General features: G+C 60.9%; 1 protein-coding gene and 1 pseudogene (both running past the window's edge). Both read right to left on the reverse strand.

What is annotated here, in order from left to right; translation table 11 throughout:
- A protein-coding gene (locus HP572_RS04630; protein WP_256462092.1) for a non-ribosomal peptide synthetase crosses the window boundary here: on the reverse strand, positions 1-2,517 show its start. It extends 4,512 nt beyond the left edge of the window; the window shows 2,517 of its 7,029 coding nt (coding positions 1-2,517); the start codon lies at positions 2,515-2,517; its stop codon lies off the left edge, out of view.
- Positions 2,507-13,741 (reverse strand): annotated as a pseudogene (locus tag HP572_RS22985) (non-ribosomal peptide synthase/polyketide synthase) (it continues 14,394 nt past the right edge of the window). Before HP572_RS22985 ends, HP572_RS04630 begins: the two are co-directional and overlap by 11 nt.

Here is a 13,741-nt window from a genome sequence, read left to right on the forward strand (position 1 = left end):
GTCAAGCAGGTAGGCGCGCAGATCCGACAAGGGCTTGCCGATGAGGCTACCGCGTCCGGCGTTGATATCGGCGGCAGTCAGTTCGCGGAAGGTGGCATGAACGGTAATCTCGGTGATGCCGTACATATTAATCAAACGGGTGTGTTCAACCGGGTTATCCGCTATCCACGGAGCCAGCATATGTAGCTCCAGCGCCTCCCCGCCGAAGATGATGCACCGCAGCGTGTGGTCAGCGTCATCCCGTGCGGCAATCAACTGGCGGAACGCCCCCGGCGTCTGGTTAAGTACCGTTACGCGCTCCCGACAGATCAGGGAATAGAACTCCTGCGGTGAACGGGCACACAGGGCCGGAACGACAACCAACTTGCCGCCGTAGGTGAGTGCTCCCCATATTTCCCAGACGGAGAAGTCGAACGCAAAGGAGTGGAACTGGGTCCAGACGTCGTGGCTGTCAAAATGGAAATCGTCCTGCGTTGCGTCGAGCAGGCGGGTGACACTGGCATGCTCGACCATGACACCTTTGGGTTTACCGGTGGAACCGGAGGTGTAGATAACATAGGCGAGATGACCTGGCGTGACGCCCAGCGCGTTCGCATCGGGGTTGTGGTCAGGCTGCATGTCAACGTCGTCGTTTGCGTCGAGCAGTACGGTGGTCAGCGCGGTGTCCGGTAGGACAGTGGTGAGTGCCGACTGGGTGAGCAGAGCCACGGGCGTGGCGTCCTCCAGCATATAGGCAAGGCGCTCGGATGGGTAGGCGGGGTCTAACGGAAGATAGGCAGCTCCAGCTTTAAGGATAGCCAGAAGGCCAATAATCATTTCAGGGCTGCGTTCGACGCAAATGGCGACGCGGTCATCGGGTTTAACGCCGAGGCCGATGAGGTGATGGGCGAGCTGGTTGGCACGACGGTTGAGCGCCTGATAGCTGAGCGAACGTGATTCGAAGACGACGGCGGTGGCGTCGGGTGAGCGTTGCACCTGCGCTTCGAAGCGAGTCTGAATCAGCGCGGGAGCAGGCAACTCGGCGTTAGCTGGGTTAAAGTCGACCAGCACCTGCTGGCGCTCGTCTGCCGACAGCATCGGCACGGACCACAGAGGCTGTGCTACGTCGGTGGCAATGGCTGTGAGTACATTTACTACGTATCCAGCCACGCGCTCAATGGTTTCCCGATCGAAAAGATCGACAGCATATTCTAGCGAGCCAGTCAGACCATTATCTGTCTCGCTAATCGATAACATCAGGTCAAACTGAGCGCTGTGTTTAGGTTGTTCAATAAAAGAGACATCCAGATCGGGCAGCGTTAATCTCTGTGAGGACGTATTATTCAGAGCCAGCATCACCTGAAAAATTGGACTGTAGCTGAGGCTACGTGCGGGTTGCAGCACTTCCACTACCTGATCGAACGGGAGATCCTGATGGGCATAAGCGGAAAGTGACTGTTCTTTAACCTGAGCCAGCAGCGCTTCCAGCGTCTTACACGAGGTCAGCTCAATACGCAGTGCCAGCGTATTAACGAAGAAGCCAATCAGCCCTTCCAGTTCATGGCGGGTACGATTGGCGATCGGCGTACCAATGACGATGTCGTCTTGACCACTGAGACGAGACAGCACGAGGCTCCATGCGGCAAGTACGGTCATAAACAGCGTGGTTCCCTGTTGATGACCTTGTATTTTGAGCGCATTAAGAACATCGGCACTGAGATGGAAAGACACATGGCTGCCCACATAGCGCTGCACGGCAGGGCGCGGACGGTCAGTTGGCAGCTCTAACAGCGCGGGCGCGCCCTGTAACTGCTTATGCCAAAAATCACGCTGTTCGGCGAGCGTATCTTCTTTGAGCCAGTCGCGTTGCCAGGCGGCATAATCGGCGTACTGAATCGGTAGCGGTGGTAAATGGGCCGGGTGGCCGCTGAGTGCGGCGCGATACAGGGCAGAAAATTCACGAACGAAGATCCCCAGAGACCAGCCATCGGAGATGATGTGGTGCTGGGTAATGAGCAAAGCATGTTCTTCATCGCTCAACTGTAATAGCTGGCCGCGAATCAGCGGACCTTGCATGAGATCGAACGGCTCACGCGCTTCACTCTCGGTCAACTCGGCCACCCGTTGGGCTCGTGCTGTTTCGTCAAGGTCGCGCAGGTCGAGGCTGGATAAACAAAAGCGGGTCTCTTCGGGGGCAATCTGCTGGCAGGGCTGCCCATCAACCAGCGCAAAATGCGTGCGAAGGCTTTCATGGCGAGCGATCAGGCTATCAAGTGCGGCCGTGAGCGCCAGTTTATCGAGTTTGCCGGTAAGCCGCAGGGCAGCGGGAAGATGATAGGCCTGACTGGCTGCCTGATCGAGCTGGCCAATAAACCACAGCCGCTGTTGAGCAAAAGAGAGCGGCAGCGGCATATTCCGATCAACTTTCTTAATCGACGGGCGCTGTTGATGTCCACGCTGCTTCAGCTGTTCTTTAACTTTTTTCTCCAGAACGGCGCGTTTTAGCTCTTCAATGCTCATGTTTTCTTTATTCATCATTTGTGTCTCCGTCTAAAATCGCCATTAATTCTTCTGCTGACATTGAGTCGAGATCGTGTGTGAGAGCGTCGGTGTCATTTCCCCAGGCTGCGTGAATTTGTGCGGCCAGAATGACCTCCGCCAGCGCGGATAGCTGCGGATGTTGGAAAATGGCAACGATGGGGATGTCGGTTAAAAATTCCGCACGTATGCGGGCGTTTAGCTGCACGGCAAGGAGCGAGTGTCCTCCGAGCTCAAAGAAATGGTCATGTCGTCCTACACGCTCCAGCCCCAGCAGCGTTTGCCAAATCCGAGCCAGCGCGGTTTCCAGTTCACCCTGTGGTGCTTCATAACCGCGAGTGGCTATTGCCGACTGGTCTGGTGCCGGTAGTGCCTTGCGATCAAGTTTGCCGTTTGGCGTGAGCGGGAAGGCATCCAGCGTGACGAATGCACTCGGGATCATGTACTCGGCCAATTCCTCGCTGAGCCTCTGTCGTAGTTCGGCAGGGTCAAGCGCCGTATCAGGCTGAGCACGCAGGTAGGCAACCAGTCGTTTGTCGCCGGGGCTATCTTCGCGTGCAATGACCACGGCATCGTGTACCCCTGGGCAGCGGACGAGGCGGGTTTCAATTTCGCCCAGTTCGATACGGAAGCCGCGGACTTTGACCTGAAAATCGTTACGCCCCAGATACTCAAGGGTGCCGTCAGGCAGCCAGCGCCCGAGATCGCCCGTCTTGTACATCCGGGCTTCTGGCGAACGTGAGAACGGATCGTGGATAAAGCGCTCTGCCGTGAGATCGGGACGACCAAGATAGCCGCGAACGACGCCGGCACCGGCGATATGGATTTCCCCCGCGACGCCGAGAGGAACCACGCGCCCCTGCGGATCCAGAATATAGATCTGGGTATTGGCAATGGAGTGACCAATATAAGGTGTCGGTGCCGTCAGGCCATTTAGCGTGGACCAGATCGTAGTTTCTGTCGGGCCATACAGATTCCAGAGCGTCGTTACCTTCTGAAGCAACGCGGTCGCCAGATTCTCAGGCAGCGCTTCCCCCCCGCACAGTGCTTTAAAGTCCGGCGGCAGGGTGAAATCACTTAACTCCAGTAACATACGCCAGGTCGACGGCGTGGCCTGCATGAAGGACACCGCGTGGCGTTCGATCAGCATCGCCAGCTGTTGTGCATCTGCCGCCTGTGCCTGCGTGGCCAGAACCAGCTGAGCACCGTTCAATAGCGGCAGGAAGATCTCCAATATGGAGATATCAAAAGACAGAGATGTGACGCCGAGCAGAACATCCTCTTGGGTTATGCCGGGTTCCTTACGCATCGAACAGAGGAAATTAACCATGTTGGCATGTTCCACCATGACGCCTTTGGGTTTCCCTGTTGAGCCAGAGGTGTAAATCACATAAGCCAGATTCCCTGGCGTTAGCCCTTGTTTCCGAGCCTCAGTCGGAGTATCCGGTTCGTTATCAAACGGACTGGCGTCTCCGCCATCAAGCAGAACCACAGGCAAGCTGTCGTTCATTATCCCGATATGCGCCGACTGAGTGAGCAGTACGACGGGTTTGGCATCATCGAGCATGTAGCGCAGACGTTCGACGGGATAAGTCGGATCTAATGGTACATAGGCTCCGCCTGCTTTGAGGATACCGAGTAGCCCGACAACCATGTCCAGACCGCGTTCGACGCAAATCGCGACGCGCGCGTCGGGCTGTACGCCGAACGAGAGAAGATGGTGGGCAAGGCGATTAGCCCGGCGATTAAGATTGTCATAGCTAAGGACGGTTTCCCCGAATACCACCGCGATGGCATCAGGTGTGCGGGCAACCTGTGCTTCAAACAGTTCGTGGATAAGCGCATGCCGTGGGATATCCACGTCGGTCGCGTTGAAATCAACCAGCATCTGTTGACGTTCGCTGTCCGGCAGAACCGGCAGGCTCAGTATGGAACGCTGAGGTTCTGTTTCCAGCGCATCGACCAGGCTGCTGATTGCCGTCATCATATAGCTCACCAGACGATGAGGGTCGATGTCTGCCAGTGTCTGCGCAACCAGACTAAATCCTTCGCCCCTATCGTCTACTGCAAGCGTGAGTGGATAGTTGGTGCGCTCTTCTGACGTTAGTACACGAATGTCGCTTAAGGTATTGTCGGTCGAGCCGGCCTGCGTATGGCGATAGTTGAGTAAAGCACTGAATAACGGCATTGGCGGTGTCACACCGCTACAGCGTTGAGCCAGCGCCAGCGGTGCCTGCTCATGTTCCAGTAGCGTCATCAAATTGTGTGAGGTGTGCTGAACCACCTCTGCTGCGCCGCGATCTGCAAGAGAAATTCGCAGCGGCAGCGTATTGATGAACATCCCCATGATTCGGTCAGCCCCTTCTGCGCCGGCAAGACGACCGAGCAGAACAGAGCCAAATACCACGTCATCACGACCGCTGGTCTGTGCCAGTACCTGCGCCCAGGCAACATGGAACAGCACGCCGGGGCTGACGCCAAGAGAACGAGCCTGTTGTCGAATAGCGGATGCCAATGTGGAATCCAGTACCAGACGGGCTTCGTGGATGTCCTCGCCGCTACCCTGTACGTTAAGTAACCCGAAAGGTGCGGTCGGTTCATCAACATCGGCTAACTGGTCGCGGAAATACGCTTCATGCGCTGAGTTCGGTACGCTTAGCGTCTGGGCGATGAAATTGCGGTACGGGAGCGGGGTCGGTAACGCATCAGCACGATGCTGCAATAATAAGCGGATTTCGCTGACGATCAGCGCCAGCGTCATATGATCGCTGATCAGGTGATGGAAACTCAGCGCCAGCAGCCACTCACCTTTCTGGGGATCGTGAGCAATATCGGCTCTGAACAACGGTGCCTGACTGAGATCTATCCGACGTGTGCGCGGCTCAGTATGGGCCTGCAACTCTGCCAGTACCTCGTCCTGTGAGGTCGGTTCAAAATGGTTGATTGGCAATATTGCCTGACGCCATACCACCTGCATTGGCTGGCTTAAATCCTGCCAGCAAACGGCAGTGCGCAGAATGTCGTGGCGATTAATGACGTGTTGAAGTGCTCCGAGAAACGCATCAAGACGTTCGCGGTGGGGAAAGGCCACCATGCTGCGCAGCAGGTAGGTATCCCCCTGATCTTGCAGGAGATGGTGGAAGAGAATGCCTTCTTGCAACGGTGCGAGCGGATAGATGTCTTGTATATTGCTCGCACCGCCAGACACGGTATCGGTTATCCGATCGATCTCCGCCTGAGTCAGCGTTGCTAGCGGCAGCATATCAGGAGTAAGCGCAGTACATCCTGCCGGAATACGGTTAAGCGGTACGACAACGGTCGGTTGATCCTGATACGTCTGTATCGCCAGCGCCATTTCACTGAGAACCGGTGTTGAGAAAACGCCACGCACATCAAGCGTCAATCCTGTACGGCGGAGTCGCTCAATCAGGCTGACGATCATCAGCGAATGGCCGCCGAGTTCGAAGAAGTGATCGTGGCGGCCAACACGATCCAACCCCAACAGCTCTTGCCAGAGCGCAGCCAGTGTGATTTCGACGTCGCCCTGCGGGGCTTCATAACCACGAGTAACTACAGCGGACTGACCGGGAACGGGCAGCGCCTTGCGGTCCAGCTTGCCATTTGGCGTGAGCGGGAAGGCGTCAAGGATGACGTAAGCACTGGGCACCATGTACTCGACTACATGCTGACTAAGCTGCTGGCGTAGGTCTGCCGGTTCAGGTGTGGCTCCGGGCTGCGCAATAAGGTAGGCGACCAGACGGGTATCACCGGGGCTGTCCTCACGGGCAATGACCAGCGCTTCCTGCACGCCGGGGCACTGCAGCAGTCGGGCTTCGATTTCCCCCGGTTCGATGCGGAAACCGCGCACCTTAATCTGGAAATCGTTGCGGCCGAGGTATTCGATATTACCGTCAGGCAGCCAGCGGCCGAGGTCACCGGTCTTGTAGAGCCGGGCCTCTTTTGCGTCAGAGAACGGGTCGACAATAAAGCGCTCGGCGGTGAGGTCGGGACGGTGGAGGGTAGCCGCGTGCGACGCCGGCCCCGCCGATATAGAGCTCGCCGGCGACGCCGACCGGTACGGGCTGACCTTTCGCATCGAGAATATAGATGCGGGTATTGGCAATGGGCCGGCCAATGGGGACGCTGTCGGTGAGCGAATTGGGGATACGGGCATCAAAGGTGATACAGCCGACGACGGTTTCGGTGGGGCCGTATTCGTTGATGATGCGGGAGCCGGAAGAGAGCGCCTGCCAGAGTGCGACAGTGGCAGGGGACAGCGCTTCGCCGCCGACGACAAAGAGCAGGTCCGGGCAGGTCTTGCGGGCGGACTGCAGCTCCTGACCGAGCGCGGCAAGGTGCGTCGGTGTGATTTTGACCAGCGTACCGGGTTGAGCATCAAGCAGCGCAGGCAGTAACTCGGTGAGCTCCTGTCCGTCGTGGATAAGCCGCATGCTGCCACCGCACAGGAGAGGCAGATAGAGGCTGGTGACGGTGGCATCAAAGGCGACAGGGGAGGAGACGATACTGTCGAGGGTGCCAGATGTGGCGTAATAACCACGCGCCCAGAGGAGGTAATTGCTGAATCCGCGGTGTTCGACCATGACGCCTTTAGGTTTACCGGTAGAGCCGGAGGTGTAGATGATATAGGCGAGATGGTTGGCGTTCAGTCCCTGAACCCGAGGATTGGTCTCCGGGCAGGCGTCGAACAGGGCGGCGTTATCCAGCATCACGACTGGCAGCGAGTGGCGGAAAGCGTCACGCAGTGATGAGTGGGTCAGGAGCACAACCGGTGCGGCATCATCGAGCATATAGGCGAGGCGCTCGGCAGGGTAGCCGGGGTCCATCGGAACATAGGCGGCGCCGGCCTTGAGGATACCGAGCAGGCCGATGACCATGTCAGGGCTGCGCTCGAGGCAGAGGGCGATACGGTCATCGGGTTTGACGCCGAGTGAAAGCAGATGGTGTGCCAGCCGGTTGGCGCGGCGGTTGAGTTCGTCATAAGTGATGTGCTGCTCTTCGAACACGACAGCGGTGGCATCAGGGGTCTGTGCGACCTGTTGTTCGAAGAGTTGGTGAATCAGCGTCTGTGGCAGGTCGACATCGGTGGCGTTGAAATCGACCAGCAGTCTCTGGCGTTCGGCCTCTGGCAGCATGGGCAGCGAATTCAGCGGCTGCGTCACATCGTCGGCCATTGCCATCAGGATATTTTCTACATAACCCACCACACGGATGATGGTGTCCCGATCAAACAGGTCGGTAGCGTAGAGCAACCCGCCTTCGAGACCGCTTTCAGTTTCGGTCAGTGACAGGGTCAGATCAAAGTGCGTGCTACGCTGTGGGCGCTCAACGACAGAGAGCTCAAGGCCGGGCAGCGTCAGGGCCTGCGCCGGGGTGTTATTCAGTGACAGCATCACCTGAAAGAGCGGACTGTAGCTGAGGCTGCGCGTCGGTTGCAGTGCTTCCACCACCTGTTCAAACGGCAGAGCCTGATGGGCGTAGGCGTCCAGCGCCCGCTCGCGGATCTGTTCGAGCAGTTCTGCGACCGAGCGGCAGCGCCCCGGCTCGGTGCGCAACGCCAGCGTATTGACGAAGAAGCCGACCATGCCCTCCAACTCCTGACGGGGGCGGTTGGCGACCGGGGTGCCGATAACGATATCGTCCTGTCCGCTGAGGCGGGTGAGCACCACCGTCCAGGCAGCCAGCAGCGTCATAAACAGGGTGGTGCCCTGTTGCTGGCTCAGGGTATGCAGGCGGTGCAGCTGTTCGCTATCGAGGAAGAAGGAAACCTGATCGCCCGCATAGCGCTGTACCGCCGGACGGGGCCGGTCAGTCGGCAACGTCAGCAGTGCCGGTGCGCCTTCCAGCTGATGACGCCAGTAGTCGCGCAGGTTGTCGAGCGTCTCCCCCTGCAGCCACTGACGTTGCCAGACGGCGTAGTCGGCGTACTGGACCAGCAGCGGCGGCAACTGGGCGTCGTGTCCCTCTCTCGCGGCTTGATACAGCGCGGCCAGCTCGCGTGCCAGAATGCCGATAGACCAGCCGTCGGAGATAATGTGGTGCTGGGTCAGCAGCAGAATGTGGGTGTCATCATCCAGCCGCAGCAACTGACCGCGGATCAGCGGCCCCTGTGTCAGATCGAAAGGTGCACGCGCCTCCTGTTCGGCCAGTTCGGACACGCGTGTGGCGCGTGCCGCCGCGTCCAGATCGCGCAGGTCATGGCAACTGAGGCTGAAGCCGAGCGTATCCGGAGCAATCTGCTGGGCAGGCTGCCCGTCGCGGGCGGTAAAGCGGGTGCGCAGGCTTTCGTGACGGGCCATGAGTCCGTCGAGGGCGGCCGTGAGCGCCGGGCGGTCAAGCCGGCCGGTAAGGCGCAGCGCGGCGGGCAGGTGATAGGCCTGACTGGCGGCCGGATCGAGCTGGGCCAGGAACCACAGCCGCTGCTGGGCAAACGACAGCGGCAGGGGAGACGTGCGGTCGGCCACGGGCAGCGCGGATGGTGCCGCGTGGGTCAGCCCGCTGATGGCCGCCGCCAGATCGCACAGCGTCGGGTGCGCAAACAGGGTGGCCAGCGGGACGCTGATGCCGGCTTTGTCCAGGCGGTTCAGCAGCTGCACCGCCAGCAGCGAGTGGCCGCCGAGGGCGAAGAACCGATCGTGGCGGCCGACACGATCCAGCCCCAGCAGGTCCTGCCAGAGCGCGGCCAGCGTGATTTCAATGTCGCCCTGCGGCGCTTCATAGTCACGGGTGGCGAAGGCGGCCTGATCCGGTGCGGGCAGGGCCTGACGGTCGAGCTTGCCGTTCGGGGTGAGCGGGCAGGGCGTCGAGCGTGACAAAGGCGGACGGGATCATGTAGTCCGCCAGAGCGCCGGCCAGTTGCTGGCGCAAACTGGCTGGCGTCAGCGTTGCCGCCGGCGTGGCGCAGAGATAGGCGACCAGCCGCGTATCGCCGGGGCTGTCTTCACGGGCAATGACCACGGCCTCCTGCACCCCGGACAGCTGCAGGAGGCGGGCTCGATTTCCCCGCTTCGATACGGAAACCGCGCACCTTGATCTGGAAGTCGTTACGGCCGAGGTAGTCAATGCTGCCGTCGGGCAGCCAGCGGCCGAGGTCGCCGGTCTTGTAGAGCCGGGCGTCAGGATTATCGCTGAACGGATCGGCAATAAAGCGCTCGGCGGTGAGGTCGGGACGGTGGAGGTAGCCGCGGGCGACGCCAGCCCCGCCGATATGGAGCTCACCGGCGACGCCGACGGGAACGGGCTGGCCCTGAGCATCCAGAATATACCTTCGTATTGGTGAGGGTTTGCCAATGGGGACGCTGCGGCTGCGCGCGGTCAACAGGACAGGCGGTGGCATCAACGGTACATTCGGTCGGGCCGTAAACGTTGATAAAGCGGGTGTCGGAAAGCGCCTGCAGGCGCGACCAGACTTCAGGCGAAATGGCTTCCCCGCCGATGAGTACCTGCGCGGGCTGGTAGGTTGGGTCAGTGCCCAGTCCGGCATCGAGCAGCCACTGCAACTGCACCGGGGTGCAGTCAAACAGGTTGACGGCGTGCCGGGCGAAATAGCGCCAGAGCTGATGGGCATCGGCGCGGATAGCGTCGGGCACCAGCACCAGCGTGTGGCCTGACAGCAGCTGTATCCAGTTTTTCACCGAGGCATCGAATACGATGCTGGCGGGGAGGGCGATGCGGCTGGGGTGCCGGAGCGCCAGCAGCGTTTTCAGACCGGTGGCAAGGTGAAGCACGTTGCGGTGTGCGACCATGACCCCTTTGGGTTTGCCGGTGGAGCCGGAGGTGTAAATGACATAGGCCAGATGGGTCGCGTTCAGTCCCTGTACCACGGGGTTGGTCGTCCGGGTAGGCGTGGAAGCGGGCGTATCCAGCAGGACGGTGGGCAGGGTGCTGCCGAGTGATGCCACTCGAGCGGACTGGGTCAGCAGGGCGACCGGTGCGGCAGTCGGCGAGCAGTTGGGCCACACGCTCCGCCGGATAGGCGGGGTCCATCGGGACATAGGCGGCGCCGGCTTTGAGGATACCGAGCAGGCCGACCATCATCTCAGGGCTGCGCTCGACGCAGAGGGCGACGCGGTCATCGGGTTTGACACCGAGCGAAAGCAGGTGGTGGGCCAGCTGGTTGGCACGGCGATTGAGTTCGCGGTAGGTCAGATGCTGGTCTTCAAACAGCACGGCAATAGCATCGGGGGTCTGCTCGGCCTGTGCTTCAAACGGTTGCTGAATCAACGTCTGCCGCGGGAAGTCGGCGTCGGTGGCATTGAAATCGACCAGCACCTGCTGGCGTTCGATTTCCGGCAGCATGGGCAGCGAATTCAGCGGCTGCGTCACATCGTCGGCCATTGCCATCAGGATATTTTCTACATAACCCACCAGACGGATGATGGTGTCCCGATCAAACAGGTCGGTAGCGTAAATCAGCCCGCCTTCGAGGCCATTTTCTGTCTCAATCAGCGATAGCGACAGATCAAAGTGGGTGCGGTTCAGCGGACGCTCAACGGCAGAGATCTCAAGGCCGGGCAGCGTCAGGGCCTGCGCCGGGGTGTTATTCAGCGACAGCATCACCTGAAAGAGCGGGCTGTAGCTGAGGTTGCGAACGGGTTGCAGCACCTCTACCACCTGTTCAAACGGCAGGGCCTGATGGGCGTAGGCGTCCAGCGCCCGCTCGCGGATCTGTTCGAGCAGTTCCGCGACCGAGCGGCAGCGCCCCGGCTCGGTGCGCAACGCCAGCGTATTGACGAAGAAGCCGACCATGCCCTCCAGCTCCTGACGGGGGCGGTTGGCGACCGGGGTGCCGATAACGATATCGTCCTGCCCGCTGAGGCGGGCGAGCACCACTGTCCAGGCGGCCAGCAGCGTCATAAACAGGGTGGTGCCCTGTTGCTGGCTCAGGGTATGCAGACGGTGCAATTGTTCGCTATCGAGGAAGAAGGGAACCTGATCGCCCGCATAGCGCTGTACCGCCGGACGGGGCCGGTCGGTCGGCAGCGTCAGCAGCGCCGGTGCGCCTTCCAACTGATGACGCCAGTAGTCGCGCAGGTTGTCGAGCGTCTCCCCCTGTAGCCACTGACGTTGCCAGACGGCGTAGTCGGCGTACTGAACCGGCAGCGGCGGCAACTGGGCGTCGTGCCCCTCTCTCGCGGCCTGATACAGCGCGGCCAGCTCGCGTGCCAGAATGCCGATAGACCAGCCGTCGGAGATAATGTGGTGCTGGGTCAGCAGCAGAATGTGGGTGTCATCATCCAGCTGCAGCAGCTGACCGCGGATCAGCGGCCCCAGTGTCAGATCGAAAGGTGCACGCGCCTCCTGTTCGGCCAGTTCGGACACGCGCAGGTCGCGTGCCGCCGCGTCCAGTTCACGCAGGTCATGGCAACTGAGGCTGAAGCCGAGCGTATCCGGGGCAATCTGCTGGGCAGGCTGCCCGTCGCGGGCGGTAAAGCGGGTGCGCAGGCTTTCGTGACGGGCCATGAGTCCGTCGAGGGCGGCCGTGAGCGCCGGGCGGTCAAGCCGGCCGGTAAGGCGCAGCGCGGCGGGCAGGTGATAGGCCTGACTGGCGGCCGGATCGAGCTGGGCCAGGAACCACAGCCGCTGCTGGGCAAACGACAGCGGCAGGGGAGACGTGCGGTCGGCCACGAGCAGTGTGGATGGTGCCGCGTGGGTCAGCCCGCTGATGGCCGCCGCCAGATCGCACAGCGTCGGGTGCGCAAACAGGGTAGCCAGCGGGACGCTGATGCCGGCTTTGTCCAGACGGTTCAGCAGTTGCACCGCCAGCAGCGAGTGGCCGCCGAGGGCGAAGAACCGATCGTGGCGGCCGACACGATCCAGCCCCAGCAGGTCCTGCCAGAGCGCAGCCAGCGTGCTTTCGATGTCGCCCTGCGGCGCTTCATAGTCACGGGTGGCGAAGGCGGCCTGATCCGGTACGGGCAGGGCCTGACGGTCGAGCTTGCCGTTCGGGGTGAGCGGCAGCGCGTCGAGCGTGACAAAGGCCGACGGGATCATGTAGTCCGCCAGAGAGCCGGCGAGCTGCTGGCGCAGACTGGCTGGCGTCAGCGTTGCCGCCGGTGCGGCACAGAGATAGGCCACCAGCCGCGTATCGCCGGGGCTGTCTTCACGGGCAATTACCACGGCCTCCTGTACCCCGGACAGCGCAGGAGGCGGGACTCGATTTCCCCTGCTTCGATACGGAAACCGCGCACCTTGATCTGGAAGTCGTTACGGCCAAGGTAGTCAATGCTGCCGTCGGGCAGCCAGCGGCCGAGGTCGCCGGTCTTGTAGAGCCGGGCGTCAGGATTATCGCTGAACGGATCGACAATAAAGCGTTCGGCGGTGAGGTCAGGGCGGTGGAGGTAGCCGCGGGCGACGCCAGCCCCGCCGATATGGAGTTCACCGGTGACGCCGACGGGAACGGGCTGGCCCTGAGCATCCAGGATGTAGACGCGAGTATTGGTGAGCGGTTTGCCGATGGTCGGCAACGGCTGCGAGGTATCGATAAGGCAGGCGGTGGCATCAACGGTACATTCGGTCGGGCCGTAAACGTTGATAAAGCGGGTATCGGAAAGTGCCTGCAGGCGCGACCAGACCTCAGGCGAAATGGCCTCCCCGCCGATGAGTACCTGTGCGGGCTGGTAGGCCGGGTCGGTGCCCAGTCCGGCGTCGAGCAGCCACTGCAACTGCACCGGGGTACAGTCAAACAGGTTGACGGCGTGCCGGGCGAAATAGTGCCAGAGCTGATGGGCATCGGCGCGGATAGCGTCGGGCACCAGCACCAGCGTGTGGCCTGACAGCAGCTGTATCCAGTTTTTCACCGAGGCATCGAATACGATGCTGGCGTTGAGGGCGATGCGGCTGGGGTGCCGGAGCGCCAGCAGCGTTTTCAGACCGGTGGCAAGGTGAAGCACGTTGCGGTGTGCGACCATGACCCCTTTGGGCCTGCCGGTGGAGCCGGAGGTGTAAATCACATAGGCCAGATGGGTCGCGTTCAGCCCCTGTACCACGGGGTTGGAATCCGGGTAGTCCGTGGAAGCGGGCGTATCCAGCAGGACGGTGGGCAGCGTGCTGCTGAGTGATGCCACTCGTGCGGACTGGGTCAGCAGGGCGACCGGAGCGGCATCGTCGAGCATATAGGCGAGGCGCTCCGCCGGATAGGCAGGGTCCATCGGGACGTAGGCGGCGCCGGCCTTGAGGATACCGAGCAGGCCGACCATCATCTCGG

The organism is Pectobacterium sp. PL64, assembly GCF_022477975.1.
Taxonomy (GTDB): domain Bacteria; phylum Pseudomonadota; class Gammaproteobacteria; order Enterobacterales; family Enterobacteriaceae; genus Pectobacterium; species Pectobacterium jejuense.